The sequence below is a fragment of the Mucilaginibacter ximonensis genome, from assembly GCF_042686265.1.
Lineage (GTDB): Bacteria > Bacteroidota > Bacteroidia > Sphingobacteriales > Sphingobacteriaceae > Mucilaginibacter > Mucilaginibacter ximonensis.
In genome coordinates, this window is record NZ_JBHUPD010000002.1 from 39,303 (window position 1) to 57,155 (window position 17,853).

Sequence of the window (17,853 nt, forward strand, 5' to 3'; positions counted from 1 at the left end):
TTAACATTTTATTGAACTAATAAGTTAAAGTAAACGCTTTATATGGATTTACAATTGCAAAGTGATCAGGATCTAATCCATCTGTACATTGGCGGCGACGAACAAGGGCTGGTTGAACTGATTCGCCGTTATCAAACCAAGATATATACTTCCATTTATCTGTTAGTAAAGGACGATTACCTTGCTGAGGATATTTTTCAGGATACCTTCATAAAAGTTATTAATACCCTGCGCGCCGGCAAATATAATGAAGAGGGCAAATTTTTACCCTGGGTTACCCGTATTGCGCACAACCTGGTTATTGACCATTTTCGCCGCGAAAAGCGCGCGCCAATGGTAAGCAATGGCGATGACTTTGACATTTTTGAGGTGCTTGGCAATTACGACGAAAGCACTGAAGACCGTATGGTGCGCGAGCAAACCCACAGAGATTTAAAAACACTGATACAAAAACTTCCGTCTGAACAGAAAGAAGTATTGATTATGCGCCACTTTGGCGATATGAGCTTTAAAGAAATAGCCGACATTACCGAAGTTAGTATTAACACTGCGCTGGGCCGTATGCGCTATGCCCTTAATAATCTGCGTAAAATGATGCAGACGAAGGAGCTGAGCTTAAAAAATTAGTTTTCCAAATAGTAATTTCTCATTGAAGAGGCTATGTGCTTAGGGGCGCATGGCCTTTTTTGTTGGGTTTTGAATATTACTAGTCGCTCTTCTCGCTCTCTCAATCCTTTAATCTTACAAATCAAGGTTAAGACAATGCATTAGCGATAGCAGCGGATACCGTCCGTCAGCTGACGGAGTCGGCCGCAGGCAATGCCATGGTTTTAGTGATTTGAGTTTGGTTAATCAGTGATTGGTTGCTTGTCGCTTTGTTAAACCCCTCCCTGCCCCTCCCGAGGGAGGGAATCGCGCGAGATCCATTGCCCCCCTGCATCTTCCAAAGAAGAGAACCCTGACGCGTGCACCTATTTTACTAATGAACCGATCCAGCACTGAACTACTGAACCAGCCAACCAAACAACAATTTGTAACGAATTTACATCAGCAACAATATCGCTTTAAAAGCGTCGTTTAAGCACTGTTATTGTTTTTAACCAAAGCAGTACAACCTCTCCAAAACCTTTGCCGAATTGAGTTCGGTGAAAAATCATGATTGTTTTAATTAATAATCGGGTGGATTTTCTACGTAAAAAGAAAAATTTCATTTAATTTTCATCTTCGTAAAATAAACCTGATAAAGTGTACGTTATACAATTTATACAAACAAACTGATCAACAAACCACAAGCTTATGGGTGAAACCTCTACTACTTTAAACGCAGTCGCTAACCAAAACAACGACGAAGTGAAGAAAGAAAATTTAAAAGAGAGCCTCGAGGCAGATGAAGTGATTTTTTATCACTCGTTACGCACAGAGCTGGAGCTGATTGAAAAAAAACCAAAGCTACAGACCATTCATTACATTCTTGATTATTCAAAAAGTAAGCGTTAGTTGTTAAACGGGCGATTTTAAAAAATCTTTTCAATCCTGGATAGTCGCTAATCTGTCCGGGATTTTTTGTTTAAAAGTTTTGGCGCCATTGGGCCCACTTTCTTTTATTTTTGATGGTTAACAAACCGCTATGCAACGAGCAGAACGCTACCAACATTTCCTGGAGTATTTCTCTAAACATCAGCCACAAGCCGAGACCGAATTACATTATTCAAACCCCTTTGAGCTGCTGGTTGCGGTGATCCTGTCGGCGCAATGTACCGACAAGCGTATCAACCAGGTTACGCCGGCCCTTTTTAAACGTTTCCCCGATGCCGCTAGTTTGGCAGCCAGCGACGCTGACGAGGTGTTCACTTATATCCGTAGTGTGAGCTACCCTAATAATAAGGCTAAACATTTGGTAGGCATGGCTAAAGTTTTATTGACAAATTTTGGCGGTGTTGTTCCTTCGGATGTCGACCAGTTGCAGAAAATGCCGGGCGTAGGCCGCAAAACAGCAAACGTCATCGCTTCGGTAGTTTATGATGCGCCGGCTATTGCTGTTGATACGCATGTTTTTCGCGTGGCGGACAGAATTGGACTGACCACCAACGCCCGTACACCGTTGGCTGTTGAAAAGCAACTGGTTAAATACCTGCCACAAAACACACTGGCTATTGCGCACCATTGGTTAATATTACACGGCCGGTACATCTGCATAGCCCGAAGCCCCAAATGCGACATTTGCCCGCTTACGTGGTTTTGCAGATATTACGAACGCACGCATACCGAGAAAGCGTTAAAAAAAGCCGAAGCTTTGAAATTAAAGAAGGCTAAGGATGCCAAATTGAAAAAATCAATGAATGCCATTAGCAAGGAACTGCAGAAACGCAGTGTTGATAAGAATAATTGATTGAAAGAATAAGGTTGACTAAATTCAGCCCTACACAAACCCTCTCCGCCAGTTGGCGGATGGGCTGAATGATATTTTAAGTCTCCCCTACCGGGGGAGAGTAGAGGGGGCTAATTTTTTTTACTAAATTAATTAGCATTATTAAAAATAAGTTTTATATTTGCTAAAGATATTATTAAAAGATGAGTAACGCAGATAAATTGAAAGCATTGCAACTTACGCTGGATAAGTTGGAAAAATCATACGGTAAAGGCACCATCATGAAGCTGGGCGATAACGTTATTGAACCTACTGAGGTTATACCTACAGGTTCATTAGGTTTGGATATCGCTTTGGGCGTAGGCGGTTTGCCAAAGGGCCGTGTTATTGAGATCTACGGTCCCGAATCGTCAGGTAAAACCACTTTAGCTATCCACGCTATTGCCGAGGCACAACGCAAAGGCGGCATTGCTGCGTTTATTGATGCCGAGCACGCGTTCGACCGTTTTTACGCTAAGAAATTAGGCGTTGATGTGGAGAACCTTTTGATATCACAACCCGATAATGGCGAGCAGGCTTTAGAGATCGCTGACAACCTGATCCGCTCTGGTGCTATTGATATTTTAGTTGTCGATTCGGTTGCGGCCCTGGTACCAAAAGCTGAGATTGAGGGCGAAATGGGCGACTCAAAAATGGGCTTACATGCACGTTTAATGTCGCAGGCTTTACGTAAGCTAACCGGTACTATTGCTAAAACCGGATGCTGCTGCATTTTCATCAACCAGCTGCGCGACAAGATTGGCGTTATGTTTGGTAACCCCGAAACTACAACCGGTGGTAACGCATTGAAATTCTACGCTTCGGTACGTTTAGACGTTCGCCGTATATCACAAATTAAAGATACCGATGAGGTATCAGGTAACCGTGTTAAAGTTAAAATCGTTAAAAATAAAGTTGCTCCGCCGTTCCGTATTGCCGAGTTTGACATTATGTTTGGCGAAGGTATTTCAAAAGCCGGCGAAATTATTGACCTGGGCGTTGAGCATAACATCATCAAAAAATCGGGCTCATGGTTTAGCTATGGCGAAACCCGCTTAGGCCAGGGCCGGGATGCGGTGAAACAACTAATTTTGGATAACCCGGAATTAATGGACGAACTGGAAGCCAAGATCAAAGAAGAGGTTACCGGCGATAAACTGAGTGTAGAAACTGAATAGTTTTTTTTTAAAGAGTGATCTTTCAATAATAGAAGTCCCCTCCACCAAAACGGAGGGGATTTTTTTATGTGGGTTGCTCTTGTTTGCTTGTCAAATATTGTTGTGGTATGCCGGCGGGCAGACCAGAATCACTAAACCGCGGAGGCATAGTTTACGAAAACGACAAAGCCGTCCGCCAGTTGGCGGACGGCTTTGTCCATTGATATCAACATCAATATTATTTTTCCATCTGCTCAATAACAGCCTGCGTAACGCCGGTGAAAGAGAAACCGCCGTCGTGGAAAAGATTTTGCATGGTAACCATTCTGGTGAGGTCAGAAAATAAGGTAACCAGGTAATCAGCACATTGGTCGGCGCTAGCATTACCCAGCGGGCTCATTTTCTCGGCATAGTTAATAAAGCCGTCAAACCCTTTCACACCCGAACCTGCTGTAGTGCGGGTTGGCGATTGTGATACGGTGTTGATACGCACTCTCTTTTTGGTACCGTAGTAGTAACCAAAGTTACGGGCAATGCTCTCTAAAACAGCTTTGTTATCGCTCATGTCATTGTAATCAGGGAATACACGCTGAGCAGCAATATAAGTTAAAGCAACAACCGAACCCCACTCTGAGATTGCATCCAGCTTCATGGCAGTTTGCAACACGCGGTGTAAACTTAATGCAGATATATCGAAACCTTTGTGGGTAAACTCGTAGTTGTTCTCGTAGTAAGGGATACCTTTACGTACGTTGATGCTCATGCCTATTGAATGCAGCACAAAATCAACCTGACCACCAAAGTGTTCCATTGATTTTTGAAACAGGTTTTCAATATCAGCAGCAACAGTAACATCGGCAGGGATAACCGGAGCGTTAATAGCCTCGGCCAGTTGATTTATCGCACCCATGCGCAAAGCTATCGGGGCGTTAGTTAACACAATTTCGGCACCTTCTGCATGACAGTGCAGCGCAGTTTTCCAGGCGATAGAGTTTTCATCCAGTGCGCCAAAAATTATTCCTTTTTTGCCTTTTAATAAATTATAAGCCATGTTGATTTTTTGATTATAATGTCGGCAAAGGTAGGTATTTCTTGAATTACAATTAAATATAAATTGAGGGGCGGTAAACCTAATAACCCTGTCATTTCGACTGAAAGGAGAAATCTATACATATACAGTCACTCTTTGCTAAGCGCGTGTATAGATCTCTCGCTATGCTCGGGATGACAAAATCTTATTATAATAAGTTACTTAATCGATCGGCCTCAAAACCCTGTTCCAGCGAATCTTGTTAAAGAAACTTTGTGTCGAATCAGTACTGAAGAAAGTCAGTATGGCTTTACCAACAACATGGTCTTCGGGCACGTAACCCCAGAAGCGTGAATCCAATGAATCATGCCGATTATCACCCATCATCCAGTAATAATCCATTTTAAAGGTGTAGTTGTCTGCTTTTTTGCCATTAATCAAAATATCTTTTCCGTTTACTTCAACCTTATTGTTTTCATAAACCTCGATAGCACGACGATATAAGGTAAGTGTCGAGTCACTCAACGGCGTAGTCCAGCCTTTTTTTGGCAAGCGGATAGGTCCGTAATTATCAACGTTCCATTTAAACTTTTCATTGTGCGGAAATATCTCCGGGTCGTAGGTACCGGCAGGGGCGATAACCGGTGTAATGCTTTTGATATTTGAATAACCCTTCAACACGGCAGCTGCTGACGCGGGCATGATCATTTCATAAGTATCTGGGCCCAGTTGCTGACGGATAGAAATATTTTGCTCCTTCATAATATCCGGGTTAATGTTTAAACCCGTTGTAGTCACCGCATATGATGTTTGCTGTTTAGGCGCATTCGGCGCTGGTTTGCCGTTGATATAAACCTGGCTATTTACAATAGTTAATATATCGCCCGGTATGGCCTGGCAACGTTTAATGAGCGTGGTACGTTCATCGGTAGGGATATTATATTCCGGACCAGCTTCATCAGGTTTATTAAACACTACGATATCCCGGTTTTTGATATGCCCCAAACCTGGTAACCGCAAATAAGGCAATTGGATAGCGCCAGAGTACGTTTTAACACCATACATCACCGGTTCAGTAAATGGGATAGCCAGCGGCGTATTAGCCATACGCGGGCCATAGCTTATCTTGCTTACAAACAAATAGTCGCCGGTAAGCTCGGTGCCTTCCATCGAGCCGGAAGGGATGGCATAGGCTGAAAACAGCAAGCCGCGGATAATGGTAGCCGCAATAACGGCAAACACAACCGCGTCAACCCACTCGCGGGTTTTTGATTTTTTTGGCTTGTCTGTTTTGGGAGTTTTCTTAAAGAAATTTTGTTTCCAATTCATGATGCTAAGTTTCTGTGAAACTTAGACCATTTATACAGTGAAATGTTACTGCTAAATTTTATTCTTCGGCAGTTGGCGGAGCTTGTTTGGTTACACCAGCTTTAAATCGAGGCGTGAACCCTATTTTGGGTTTTTCTTCGGCTGGCTGTTCTTCAAGTTTTTGGGGGATGTCTTCAACCGGCTTTCCCTCAGATGGAGCGGACACCTCCACTTTTGGTGGTTCTGCAGACGTTTTGGTTACACCTGCTTTAAAGCGAGGGGTAAAACCAATTTTCGGCTTTTCTTCTGTCAACTTTTCTTCGGCAGGTTTCGCTTCCACAGGCGATGATTCCTCGACTTTGGGGTCGGCGGGTTTGGTAACACCTGCTTTAAAGCGAGGCGTGAAACCAATCTTCGGTTTGTCTTCAGCAGCAAGCGATTCCTCTTTCTTAACGTCTGGTACAGGCGCAGCAGGTTCTACCGGCTTAGTGACTCCCGCTTTAAAACGTGGCGTGAAGCCTTTCGGCTTTTCGCCTTCAATTTGGGCTGATTTTTCTTCTTCCTGAACCGGCGCTTCATCGGCAGGCTTGGCCGGCGCTTTGAATCGCGGCGTAAAACCCACCTTAGGTTTTGCAGGAGCCCCCATTTCATTTAACTCTTCAGCTACAGTTTGTTCCGCCAGCTGATTTTCAACTTTCGGCTTTTCTGCTTTTATTTCGGGAGCTAAATGATATTGGCTTCGTAGTTTATTGAACCAATACTTCTTGGTATGGTCGAAACTTTTTTCACCCATCTGTTCAAAGTGCAGTTCAAATTCAGCAAACAGCGCAGGCTGGGCTTGTTTTAAAGCCGCCAGGTCAATCCGCTTCTTTTTGAAAAACTCTTCGAAAGTCATTTTATTTAAAATCAAGAGCCAAGAAGCAAGAGTCAAGACTTTGAATATATTTATTATATATCTTGTTTCTTGACTCTTGTTTCCTGATTCTAAGAAGTAAAAACTTCCACATTCAATTTATTAAACCGTATACCCTTATCGGTTTGCTCCCAATCGGTGCGATCTTCATCGCTGGCTGTTTTCAGGGCCGGGAACCAATCCAACGGAAAAACCTGGGTTTTACCACCTTCAAACTCAATCAAAAGCAAGTCGTCACTAAAAACAACCTTAGCTTTCTTTTCTTGTTTGCGTGTGGTAAATAACGGCATAACGGCCCCCTTTAAATCTCCCCCGGCAGGGGAGACTTTTTATTTTTAATTAAAAGCCCTTCCGCCAACTGGCGGAGAGAATTGAATTGAGCCTATTCGGCCATGTTATGGTAAACCGCTTGTACGTCGTCGTCTTCCTCTAAACGGTCAATCAATTTCAATACGTCTACTGCCTGCTCTTCGGTCACTTCTTTAAACGATTGCGGGATGCGCTCTAACTTAGCCGATTTGGTTTCAATTCCCATTTCCTCCAAAGTCTTTTGCATCTTACCAAAATCCTCAAAGGCAGTATGAATTACGGCAACGTCATTACCTTCCTCATCAGCCTCAACAAACAGATCTTCTAAACCGGCGTCAATCAGTTCAAACTCTAGTTCTTCCAGATCGCGGTCGCCCGGTATAAAGGTAAATACAGCTTTACGGGTAAAAATAAAATCAAGCGAACCGGTTTTGCCGAGCGCACCGTCATATTTGGTAAAGTAGCTGCGCACGTTAGCAACGGTACGGTTAGTATTGTCGGTTGCTGTTTCAACCAATACGGCAACACCGTGCGCTGCATAGCCTTCGTATACCAGCTCTTCGTAGTCTTTTTCATCGCGGTTGGTGGCGCGTTTTATGGCGGCCTCAACACGGTCTTTAGGCATGTTTACTGCCTTGGCATTTTGCACAGCAGTACGTAAACGCGAATTGGTAGTAGGGTCGCCGCCACCAGCTTTAACTGCCATCACTATCTCTTTACCCAAACGGGTAAATTGTACGGCCATCTTGGCCCAACGCTTAAATTTTCTTTCTTTACGGAATTCGAATGCTCTTCCCATAGTATGCTTAATAAACCCTGTTAGGCAGGATTTTGAGGTGCAAATATAATGTTTAGTTAGGATAGATTAAGAACAACACGTCATGCCGAATTTATTTCGGCATCCCACAGGATATTCCAAATTGCTTAGCGCGTGGGATGCTGAAACAAGTTCAGCATGACGTATAGAAAAAATTATTTCAAATTCTCCAGCATATCCGCCGTCATACTTGCCAGATCGAATTTTTGTTTCCAGCCCCAATCGTTTTGGGCCACTGTATCGTCAATACTGTTTGGCCAGCTGTCAGCAATAGCCTGACGCGGATCATTTTCAGCGTAGCTGATCTCAAAATCGGGCAAATGTTTTTTAATTTCTGCGGATAGCTGAGCTGGTGTAAAGCTAATGCCGCCCAAGTTATACGATGAACGGATCGTCAATTTATCAGCAGGTGCTTCCATCAGTTCGATAGTAGCGCGGATAGCGTCTTCCATATACATCATTGGCAAAGCGGTATTGGCCGAAAGAAAGCTTTCGAACTTGCCCTCGGCCAAAGCCCTATGAAAAATATCGACAGCATAATCGGTAGTGCCGCCACCCGGTTCAGAGCGCCAGCCTATCAATCCCGGATAACGGATACTACGCACATCTAATCCATATTTTAAAAAGTAATACTCACACCAGCGCTCGCCGGCCAGTTTACTGAAACCATAAACCGAGTTAGGGTCCATAATGCAAAACTGTGGCGTATTTTCAATTGGCGAGTGCGGCCCGAAAACAGCTATTGAGCTTGGCCAGAAAACTTTAGCGGTTTTAAATTCTACCGCCAAATCGAGCACATTCAGCAGGCCATTCATATTCAGATCCCAGGCCAGCTTCGGTTTTTTTTCGCCTACGGCAGATAAGATGGCGGCAAGCAAATAAACTTGCGTAGGGCGGTATTTTTCAAATATTTGGTTAAGATTTTCTTTATCAAGTACATTGATCAGCTCAAACGGGCCCGAGTTTATAGCGGCATTATCGGTCGTTCTGATATCAGATGCAATTACCTGATTGTTGCCGTGCTTAGCGCGCAGGGCCATTACAAGCTCGGTACCAATTTGTCCATTGGAACCCAGCACAATTATAGTTTCGGTCATAAAGAGTATCAGTTAAGGCAAAGGTAAAAATTTGATTTGAATGATTATGACAACATATCATTAACATTAAGTGCTCACTATTAAGCAAAAAATACCGATATTTGCCCTCCAATAAAAAATTATTAATTAACAATTTAAAAATGAAACCGCCGCGAGGCAGCTTCATTACCAAAGAACAAACAAATTAACACAATGAAACCGCCGCAGGCAGCTTCATTACCAAAGAACAAACAAATTAACACAATGAAACCGCCGCAGGCAGCTTCATTGCCATTAAAAAACAATTTAACACAATGAAACCGCCGCGAGGCAGCTTCATTGCTATTAAAAAAACAATTTAAATACAATGAAAATCGCAGTTGTAGGTGCCACCGGACTGGTAGGTACCAAAATGTTGCAGGTTCTTGAAGAACGCAACTTCCCCATTACAGAGCTATTATTAGTCGCATCAGAGAAAAGTGTAGGTAAAGAAATCACTTTCAAGGGTAAGGCTTATAAGGTAATTTCTGTTGAGGATGCGATTAAACAGAAGCCGGATATTGCTATATTCTCTGCAGGTGGCAGCACTTCATTGGCTCAGGCACCGCTTTTTGCAGCAGCAGGCACTACTGTAATTGATAACTCATCGGCATGGCGTATGGACCCAACCAAAAAACTGGTTGTGCCAGAGGTTAATGCCAATGTTTTAACTCCCGAAGATAAGATCATTGCTAATCCTAACTGCTCAACCATACAAATGGTGGTGGCTTTAAAACCGTTGCATGATCGTTATAAAATAAAACGTGTTGTTGTTTCAACTTACCAATCAGTAACCGGTACCGGCGTTAAAGCTGTCGACCAGTTAATGAACGAGCGTGCCGGTATAGATGGCCCAATGGCGTATCCATACAAAATAGACCTGAACGTATTACCTCATATCGACGTGTTTACCGAAAACGGTTACACCAAAGAGGAAATGAAAATGGTGAAAGAAACCAACAAGATCATGGGCGACGACAGCATCCGCGTAACCGCTACCACTGTTCGTATCCCGGTTATGGGCGGTCACTCAGAATCAGTAAATATTGAATTTGAAAATGATTTTGACCTGGCTGAGGTTAGAGATATCCTGTCAAAAGCGCCAGGTGTGGTTGTAACTGACGATGTTGCAAATCTGAAATACCCAATGCCTTTAGACGCTCATGATAAAGACGAGGTATTTGTAGGCCGTATCCGTCGCGATGAGAGCCAGCCAAACACATTGAATTGCTGGATAGTGTCAGACAACCTGCGTAAAGGCGCCGCTACTAATGCCGTGCAGATTGCTGAATACTTAGTTGCTAACCATTTGGTAGGCCAGCCGGTAGAGGCGTAGTAGAGATTAATGATTGGAGACTAGAGATTAGTCTGATTTTAAATAGAATAGGGATGATCGAAAGATTATCCCTATTTTTATTTAATAAAACCTTATCGATGAAAGTTATTAAACTGGCGGCTTTTATTTGCCTTTCTTTTTCTATTACCGCATTCGCACAAACACCTAAAGCTATTGAGGCAGATCTGTTGCGTTTACTTAAAAAGATTGATAGCAATTCTCCCGAGATTGATAAAGCGAACGATGACTTTGCAAAAAAGTTGAAATATTACACTGAAAAGTATCCAGCCACACTTGATCAATCATTTGAATCTTTGAAAAAAGCACACTTAGACATTTCAACTTCTACAGACGGGTTATTTAGGATATATTCATGGGACACCTGGACCGGAGGAACCATGCATTATTTCGAAAGTCTATTTCAGTATAAATCTGGGAATGGTACTATCTCGACCATCGATATGCCAAAAACAGAAGGAGATAGTAGGCCAAACTATTACAAGATGTACACCTTTACCGCCAATACACAAAAGTATTATTTAGCTATATGGTTAAACATAGGTTCAACAAAGCTCGGAATGAATGGTGTAAAGGTATTTTCTATTATAAATGGGAAGTTAAGGGACGACATAAAACTTATAAAAACTGTAACCGGGATGCACAACCAATTATATTACGAATATGACAATGGTTGGTATGAAAAATTTGATATTAATTTCGATGCCGCAACCAAAACAATCCAACTGCCTTTAATTACTGGCGATAGCAAGCCAACTTCGAAATTCATCACCTACAAATTCACCGGCAAGTACTTCGAGAAAGTAAAAAACTAATTCAGCTTCTGTATCTTATAATCATTACGATTATCTTTAAAGTAAGCGTATGATCGTTTAATATAACTCACAATATCGTAATCGTTCCACACCCGTATATCTTCAATATTGGGCGTAAAGTTGAACATAAAGTCTTCCAGATCCTCGTCTGGCATATTGGTTATTTTCTTTACCAGGGTACGGTTATATCGCCTGGCCACTTCTATCCGCTCATTCTCTTCTTTGGTATACTGTCTGAATTTACGGGCCTGCTCTGGCGATTTGCCGAACAACTCATATAAACCCGTAAGCGGTGATTTTAAAACCGACATCACACTCGGGTCAAGCGTGTAATACTGGCCCTTTTTCTTGTAGTTATCCATTACATCCTGCATGGCCTTTTGCTGGCTGGTTTCTTTAACAGTAACCTGGTTAAGGTGAATAACAGCTTGTAAATAAACGCTTAACGGTGAGTAATTTTGGATGACAATAATTTGCGGTGTATAATCATCCTTTCTGAAAAGCAGGGTATCGCCTATGGCTGCCTGAATGCGGAAAGCGCCAACGTCGTCTGTCACAACCTCGAGGTTTTTACGGCTTAGGTTTTTTACACTAACCAAGGCTATGGTAACCGGCGAGTTCTTTTTAAAGACCACACCTTTATAAAAAGCGAGTTCCTGCGCAGAAACGCTAAAGGTTAAGCTAACTAAAAAAGCAATTAAAATGCTGAGACGATGGTATGGATATAATTTGTTCAAGAACACAAAGCTAATGATTGCAACTGAGTACAATTGTAAAAAAATGTTAATTTTTAGCGGTTAGTGGTTGTGTATTAACGTATGTATAAGCCTTTTAATATCACAGTGACAGCTGTAAATAAAAAAAAACTATCTTTGCGCATGATAAAATCCATGACAGGATATGGAATTGCCAGTTTCGACTCAGGTAACACCAAATATACCGTCGAAATTAAATCCCTGAACAGTAAGTTTCTCGAACTGTCATTGCGCCTGCCCAAAATTTTCTCTGAAAAAGAGTTTCAACTGCGTACCGATTGCAGCAAGCAAATTGAACGCGGTAAGGTAAACCTTTCTATAAATGTTGAGCAAGCCAATACAGCCGCAAAAGCAGCCGGCATTGATACCGCGCTTTTAAAAAATTATTTCGAACAACTAAAGGCCGTTAGCGCAGAGCTGAATGAACCGGCCGGCAATTTATTGCAGTTAGCTTTGGGTTTGCCTGAGGTGGTTAAATACGACGAAGAAACTTTATCAGACGATGAATGGAAATTGGTTGAAAGAACGTTTAACCAGGCAATGACTGCCTTCCAGCAGTTTAGACGTGATGAAGGCGATGTGTTAGAACAGGATTTGAGATATCGTATCGACATTATTTTGCAAAACCTGAAACTTATTGAGATTGAAGAGCCAAAACGTATACCGATTATCCGCGAACGCCTGGATCAGTTTTTGGCAGAGGCAGTAGGCCGCGAAGCGATTGATCAGAACCGTTTTGAGCAGGAACTGATCTACTTCATTGACAAGCTTGATATTACTGAAGAAAAAGTTCGCCTGAAAACACATTGTGACTATTTCCTGGAAACTTTAAAGAATGATGATGCCAATGGTAAAAAGCTTGGTTTCATCTCACAGGAAATAGGCCGCGAGATAAATACGCTAGGCTCAAAAGCTAATGATGCCAATATCCAGAAACTGGTGGTTGGCATGAAAGAAGAGCTTGAAAAAATTAAAGAACAACTGTTAAACGTACTGTAATTTGCTTATTGGTCACTGGTCATTAGTCATTCAAACACTATTGACCAATGACTGATGACCAATGACTAATGACAATAATGAAAGAAGGAAAACTCATTATATTTTCTGCACCGTCAGGAGCCGGCAAAACCACCATTGTAAAGCATCTGCTTACTAAATTTCCTGAACTTGAGTTTTCTATTTCGGCTACCACCCGCGAGCCGCGCGGTGATGAGCAGCCCGGTAAATCATATTATTTTATAAGCAAAGAAGAGTTTTTGCACCGCATTGCCAAAAAACAATTTGTTGAGTTTGAAGAAGTGTATTCAGGCACTTTTTACGGCACCTTACGTACAGAGATTGAGCGTATATGGGACGAAGGCAAAGCCGTAATATTTGACATTGACGTTGAGGGAGGTTTACACCTTAAACGTAAGTATGAGCACCAGGCCCTGGCGATATTTGTACAACCGCCGTCATTAGAGGTTTTGAAGCAGCGACTGGTTGGGCGTGGTACCGATAGCGAAGAAAAACTAAAAGAACGCTTTGCTAAAGCAGAAAAGGAACTGAATTACGCTCCCCGATTTGATATTATACTCAAAAATCACGATCTTCAGACGGCATGTGCAGAAGCTGAACAGCTGGTGAAGAATTTCCTGGCAAAATAATTTGCAGCAGGCATATGCCGGATGCAACGGATTGTTCGGCCACGCTATCTATTCCCCCGGAAAATGGCACCGGTTAAATGCCTGCTTAGTTACCTTCGAGACTGCAAATATTTAAAATGAAAATAGGATTATTCTTCGGTTCATTTAATCCCATACACATTGGTCACCTGATAATAGCTAACTACCTGGCTAATCATACCACACTTGATAAAGTTTGGCTGGTTGTATCGCCCCAAAATCCTTTTAAAAAGTATGACGACCTGATTAATACTTACGATCGTTTGGAAATGGCTAAACTGGCTACAGATAATGCACAAAACATCGAAGTGAGTGATGTCGAATTGAAACTGCCGCAACCGTCATATACCATCGACACGCTAACCCATCTTAAAGAAAAATATCCGCAACACGAATTTGCACTTATCATGGGTTCAGACAACCTGGTGAGCCTGCATAAATGGAAAAACTATAAGCTTATTCTTCGCGATCATCAGATATTTGTTTACCCTCGCCCGGGCTATGAAAATGCTGAACTGGCCTCGCATCCGTCAGTAACCATTACCATGACCCCACAAATGGAGCTGTCAGCTACATTCATCCGCAAATCAATCGCCGAAAAAAAGAACGTACAGTTTTTTGTTCCTGACCCGGTATTGAAGTTTATTGAGAGTAAGAGTTTGTACAGGTAATCACCGATCTGTCATCCTGAACTTGTTTCAGGATCCTACAGGACAGGTATTCTTCTCCCTGAGCATGTGGGGTGCCGAAACAAGTTCGGCATGACGGTATTGGCGAAATACCCTATCTTTGTCCCGTGAGTGAGAAAACTATCTTAAAACTACAGCTACCAACCGACCCGAAATGGGTTAAAAACGTAGTGGAAAGTAATATTGAAGAGCTGTTGGTTGACCATGCTTTTTGCGAGCAAAAGGCGGCCTCAAATGCGATTACCTTAATTGTTCAGAACCCAAACCTGAGCGAGCTTGTACAGCAAATGACTGAGTTGGTACAGGAAGAAATGGAACACTTTAAACGTGTTCATCAAATTATTCTGGATCGTGGCTTTGTGCTGGGCCGCGAGCGTAAAGATGATTATGTGAATGAGCTGCGTAAGTTTATTATTATAGGAGGCGGCCGCGAAGCTCAATTGATTGACCGCCTGCTGTTTTCTGCCATGATAGAGGCTCGAAGTTGTGAGCGTTTTAAAGTACTTTCAGAAAACATTAACGACAAGGAATTATCTGCGTTTTACCACGAGCTGATGATTAGCGAGGCCACCCACTATGCCATGTTCATTAACCTGGCAAAAAAATACGCAGAGAATGTTGATGTAGACGCGCGCTGGAAAGAATTTTTGGCTTATGAGGCTGAAGTAGTTAAAAACTACGGCAAATCAGAAACCATCCACGGTTAATTTACCGCCTTGTTTTGGCCCACTACATTATTGAGGTAGTTATCCATCATATCAATATCCACCACGTCATTAATAAAGCCGATATGCATATCGGGCCGCACAACCAGCGCTTTCTTTTTGCCTTCGGCGATTTCAAATTGATCGAAGATGTGTTGATTTTTCGTCGATGGCGGAAGATAGAAGAAATTAAGCGCGCCATTGTAACTCTGCGTAATCCATTTAGCCAGCGCAAACAGGTCTATCTCCTGCAATTTCCCTAATACAATCAGCGTAAAGCCCGGTTTGCTGCACCACTCATGCAGGTCAGTTTCGGTTTGCCTCTTTTCGTCGTACACCGTTAGGTATGGCAACCTGTCACCTGCTTTAACTTGCGTAGCCTGGCTTAAATGCAGGCTGATATTACTATGGCGGTAGCTGATATAAAGTTCAGACGCCCGCTTAAAGAACACATCCCGGAGATTGGGCTTGCTCCAGGCAAATTTCAGCAGTGCCGGCAAGGCCCAACGTTTGAAAAGCATGGTTAACCAATTGGTTGACATGACTACTTTAAATAAACGGTCGGTGATATTGAGCAGCTCTTTGGCCACCGGCATGCGTTCGGCGGCATAACTGGCCAATATCTTTTCATTAAGCTGACCGCTGCAAACCCCGGCCAATTTCCACCCCAGGTTATATGCATCCTGTAAGCCGGTATTCATGCCTTGCCCGCCAACCGGCGAATGGATATGTGCCGCGTCGCCGATTAGAAAGGCACGCTGTTTCCTGAAGTTTTCGGCCATACGGTGGTGCAGGCGATAAGTAGTGAACCACTTAAGATCAGTCACCTTCATGACTGTATTAGTTACGCTGTTAAGATGCGGCATTACGTCTTCCAATTGCAGGTCAGGAGTATTTGTGACGTTTGACGGAAGGTTACCAATAAGCCGGTAGCGATCTTGCTCTGGCATAGGAAACAATCCCGCGAAACCTTGTTTAGACAGAAACAGTTCTACGCGCGTGTCGTCTAACTCTTTATTGTCCAACTTAACATCTGCCAGGTAAAACTCGTGGGCATAGGTATCTCCGGTAAATGATATTTGCAACTGCTTGCGGACAGCACTATGTGCACCATCGGCGCCAACAAGCCAATCGCAGGTAACCAACACGGTTTCTTCTCCTGATTGCAAGTGCACCTCAACCCTATCATTATTTTGGACGACGGTTATCAGGTTGGTTTCCCAATAAACCGGGCAGCAATTAACAGTCAAAAAATCCAACAGCAGGCGTTCATTTTTGCTTTGTTGATACAAAAAGACGAAAGGGTATTTAGTTTGACCTTTACCGGTATCTTCCAGCGAAAGTTCAGCCAGTTTTCTGCCATCCTCATTAAGCGCTACACCACCGGCTTGCTTACCGTTAGCAATCACTTTATCGACAACCCCTAACTGCCTGTATATCTCTAAAGAACGCGCCTGAACAGCCAGTGCATTAGATTGGTCTGTCGGGCCTTTTTTGCTGTCGATAATAATTGGTTGTAAACCATGGCGCAGTAATTGCGCGGCCATCATTAACCCCGAAGGGCCGGCGCCGATAATTAAAACCTGGGTATGCTGCGGTGTAATCACTTAAGCAGAACGCGATAGTAAGAAAATAGTTGGCTTTTTATGTAGATCGGGCGCTTGTGTTTGCCACTCAGCAATGGTTTTTGTTTGCACCAACTCATCTTGGGCTGTAAGATTACAGGCTACGCAGAGTTTGGTTTTGGCATTACCGGTTTTCAATATCTCGTCGAGCAATTGATTGTTGCGGAACGGCGTCTCAATAAATATCTGGGTTTGATTTAAGCGGTCTGACAAATTCTCCAAGTCCTTGATCTTGCGGCTTCGTTCAGCTTTATCAATGGGTAAATATCCCTGAAAGGCAAAACCCTGACCGTTAAACCCCGATGCCATAAGCGCAAGCAAAATAGAGCTTGGGCCAACTAGCGGTACTACTTTTATATTTCTTCGGTGCGCCTCGGCCACAATATCCGCCCCAGGATCGGCAATACCGGGACAGCCGGCTTCGCTCATAAGGCCGACATCATTCCCGGCCTGTAAGCCAGCAAAAAAGGGTTTTAAGCTGTTGTTTCGGTTATGCTTGCCGTAGTCGTGAATGATTAACTCGCTTTGCGGCGTTTTTAGCCCGGCTTCTTTCAGAAAGCGACGCGCCGTTTTCTCGTTCTCTACTATGTATTCTTTGATATGATTAACGGTATCAACCAGATAAGGTGTAAAGGTTTTAGCAGCAGCATCCTCGGCCAGTGGTACGGGGATCAAAAAAAGAGTTCCTGTAGGCATGTTACAAAAATGCGCTTTTTTTGTCTAACTTGTGATTAACCTAAAAAGCTTATATGTTATGACTGTTTACAAATCAAAACTGGGTTATGCTATCGTTCTGCCTTTAATTGGGATAGTTTTTAGCTTAAGCGCCGTTTCAATTGCGCACCACACCTGGATTCCGCTTGTAAGTATTGTTTTAGTTGGAATCATTTTGTTCTATGGATTCAAAAGTACTTATTATACTATCGATGGTAAGACACTGAATATCCACGCCGGATTTATGATCAATACGGATATCGATATCAGCAAAATAAAATCAGTTACCGAAACCAGCAGCGCGTGGAGCGCCCCTGCATGGTCGCTTAACCGTATTGAAATAAATTACAATACTTATGACAGCGTGGTAATATCGCCACCAGATATTACCCGGTTTGTGGCCGACCTGCAGGCCATTAACCCTGCCATTACCTTTGAGCCGAAAAACAAAAAATAGTCAAAAAAGTATCCTAAGTA

General features: G+C 42.9%; 20 protein-coding genes. 11 read left to right on the forward strand and 9 right to left on the reverse strand.

Annotated elements, in window-relative coordinates; translation table 11 throughout:
- Window positions 1-42: 42 nt before the first annotated feature.
- The 4 genes from ACFS5N_RS07795 (at window position 43) to recA (ending at window position 3,585) form a co-directional block, all read left to right on the forward strand.
- A complete protein-coding gene (locus tag ACFS5N_RS07795) occupies window positions 43-627 on the forward strand; it encodes an RNA polymerase sigma factor (protein WP_377183962.1) in 585 nt (194 codons plus the stop codon).
- 669 nt (window positions 628-1,296) lie between these two features.
- A complete protein-coding gene (locus ACFS5N_RS07800; protein ID WP_377183964.1) occupies window positions 1,297-1,497 on the forward strand; it encodes a hypothetical protein in 201 nt (66 codons plus the stop codon).
- A gap of 130 nt (window positions 1,498-1,627) precedes the next feature.
- On the forward strand, window positions 1,628-2,389 hold the full coding sequence (gene nth, locus ACFS5N_RS07805) for an endonuclease III (protein ID WP_377183966.1): 762 nt from the start codon (window positions 1,628-1,630) through the stop codon (window positions 2,387-2,389).
- Window positions 2,390-2,571: 182 nt separating this feature from the next.
- Window positions 2,572-3,585 (forward strand): recombinase RecA, encoded by a 1,014-nt coding sequence (gene recA, locus ACFS5N_RS07810; protein ID WP_377183968.1) that lies wholly within the window; start codon window positions 2,572-2,574, stop codon window positions 3,583-3,585.
- Window positions 3,586-3,802: 217 nt separating this feature from the next.
- Here the strand turns inward: recA and ACFS5N_RS07815 are convergent, their stop codons facing one another.
- The 6 genes from ACFS5N_RS07815 to ACFS5N_RS07840 all read right to left on the reverse strand — a co-directional run bounded on the left by ACFS5N_RS07815 (window position 3,803) and on the right by ACFS5N_RS07840 (window position 9,038).
- Window positions 3,803-4,615 (reverse strand): enoyl-ACP reductase FabI, encoded by an 813-nt coding sequence (locus tag ACFS5N_RS07815; RefSeq protein ID WP_377183971.1) that lies wholly within the window; start codon window positions 4,613-4,615, stop codon window positions 3,803-3,805.
- Between the two features lie 201 nt (window positions 4,616-4,816).
- A complete protein-coding gene (gene lepB, locus ACFS5N_RS07820; RefSeq protein WP_377183973.1) occupies window positions 4,817-5,923 on the reverse strand; it encodes a signal peptidase I in 1,107 nt (368 codons plus the stop codon).
- Between the two features lie 58 nt (window positions 5,924-5,981).
- Complete coding sequence (locus tag ACFS5N_RS07825; RefSeq protein ID WP_377183975.1) at window positions 5,982-6,797, reverse strand: hypothetical protein; 816 nt, start codon at window positions 6,795-6,797, stop codon at window positions 5,982-5,984.
- Window positions 6,798-6,886: 89 nt separating this feature from the next.
- Entirely contained in the window at window positions 6,887-7,105 is a 219-nt protein-coding gene (locus tag ACFS5N_RS07830; RefSeq protein WP_377183978.1) for a DUF2442 domain-containing protein, read from the reverse strand.
- 92 nt (window positions 7,106-7,197) lie between these two features.
- A complete protein-coding gene (locus ACFS5N_RS07835) occupies window positions 7,198-7,923 on the reverse strand; it encodes a YebC/PmpR family DNA-binding transcriptional regulator (protein WP_377183980.1) in 726 nt (241 codons plus the stop codon).
- A 173-nt stretch (window positions 7,924-8,096) separates the two neighbouring features.
- Entirely contained in the window at window positions 8,097-9,038 is a 942-nt protein-coding gene (locus ACFS5N_RS07840) for an NAD-dependent epimerase/dehydratase family protein (protein WP_377183982.1), read from the reverse strand.
- A 346-nt stretch (window positions 9,039-9,384) separates the two neighbouring features.
- Here ACFS5N_RS07840 and ACFS5N_RS07845 point away from each other — a divergent pair, with 346 nt between their 5' ends.
- Both ACFS5N_RS07845 and ACFS5N_RS07850 read left to right on the forward strand, forming a co-directional pair.
- Window positions 9,385-10,392 carry an aspartate-semialdehyde dehydrogenase gene (locus ACFS5N_RS07845; protein ID WP_377183985.1) on the forward strand — a complete coding sequence of 336 codons (1,008 nt, stop codon included), beginning with the start codon at window positions 9,385-9,387 and terminating at the stop codon, window positions 10,390-10,392.
- Between the two features lie 98 nt (window positions 10,393-10,490).
- Window positions 10,491-11,225, forward strand: a complete 735-nt coding sequence (locus tag ACFS5N_RS07850; protein WP_377183987.1) for a hypothetical protein — start codon at window positions 10,491-10,493, stop codon at window positions 11,223-11,225.
- On the opposite strand, the gene ACFS5N_RS07855 is transcribed toward ACFS5N_RS07850, so the two are convergent.
- Window positions 11,222-11,962 (reverse strand): hypothetical protein, encoded by a 741-nt coding sequence (locus ACFS5N_RS07855; protein ID WP_377183990.1) that lies wholly within the window; start codon window positions 11,960-11,962, stop codon window positions 11,222-11,224. The two genes, ACFS5N_RS07850 and ACFS5N_RS07855, sit on opposite strands and share 4 nt — an antisense overlap.
- Window positions 11,963-12,115: 153 nt before the next feature.
- Here ACFS5N_RS07855 and ACFS5N_RS07860 point away from each other — a divergent pair, with 153 nt between their 5' ends.
- The 4 genes from ACFS5N_RS07860 (at window position 12,116) to miaE (ending at window position 15,040) form a co-directional block, all read left to right on the forward strand.
- Complete coding sequence (locus ACFS5N_RS07860) at window positions 12,116-12,979, forward strand: YicC/YloC family endoribonuclease (protein ID WP_377183993.1); 864 nt, start codon at window positions 12,116-12,118, stop codon at window positions 12,977-12,979.
- A 77-nt stretch (window positions 12,980-13,056) separates the two neighbouring features.
- The gene (gmk, locus tag ACFS5N_RS07865; RefSeq protein WP_377183995.1) at window positions 13,057-13,626 is read left to right on the forward strand and encodes a guanylate kinase; all 570 of its coding nucleotides are present in this window, start codon (window positions 13,057-13,059) and stop codon (window positions 13,624-13,626) included.
- A 116-nt stretch (window positions 13,627-13,742) separates the two neighbouring features.
- Window positions 13,743-14,315 (forward strand): nicotinate (nicotinamide) nucleotide adenylyltransferase, encoded by a 573-nt coding sequence (gene nadD / locus ACFS5N_RS07870; RefSeq protein ID WP_377183998.1) that lies wholly within the window; start codon window positions 13,743-13,745, stop codon window positions 14,313-14,315.
- 125 nt (window positions 14,316-14,440) lie between these two features.
- The gene (gene miaE, locus ACFS5N_RS07875) at window positions 14,441-15,040 is read left to right on the forward strand and encodes a tRNA-(ms[2]io[6]A)-hydroxylase (RefSeq protein ID WP_377184000.1); all 600 of its coding nucleotides are present in this window, start codon (window positions 14,441-14,443) and stop codon (window positions 15,038-15,040) included.
- Here miaE and ACFS5N_RS07880 read toward each other — a convergent pair.
- Window positions 15,037-16,644: an FAD-dependent monooxygenase gene (locus tag ACFS5N_RS07880; RefSeq protein ID WP_377184002.1), complete on the reverse strand. Its 1,608-nt coding sequence runs from the start codon at window positions 16,642-16,644 to the stop codon at window positions 15,037-15,039. The two genes, miaE and ACFS5N_RS07880, sit on opposite strands and share 4 nt — an antisense overlap.
- Window positions 16,645-17,358, reverse strand: coding sequence for an SAM-dependent methyltransferase (locus ACFS5N_RS07885; protein WP_377184005.1), 714 nt, complete (start codon window positions 17,356-17,358; stop codon window positions 16,645-16,647).
- Window positions 17,359-17,416: 58 nt separating this feature from the next.
- On the opposite strand from ACFS5N_RS07885, the gene ACFS5N_RS07890 reads away from it, so the two are divergent.
- Window positions 17,417-17,833 (forward strand): PH domain-containing protein, encoded by a 417-nt coding sequence (locus ACFS5N_RS07890; RefSeq protein ID WP_377184007.1) that lies wholly within the window; start codon window positions 17,417-17,419, stop codon window positions 17,831-17,833.
- Window positions 17,834-17,853 lie beyond the last annotated feature (20 nt).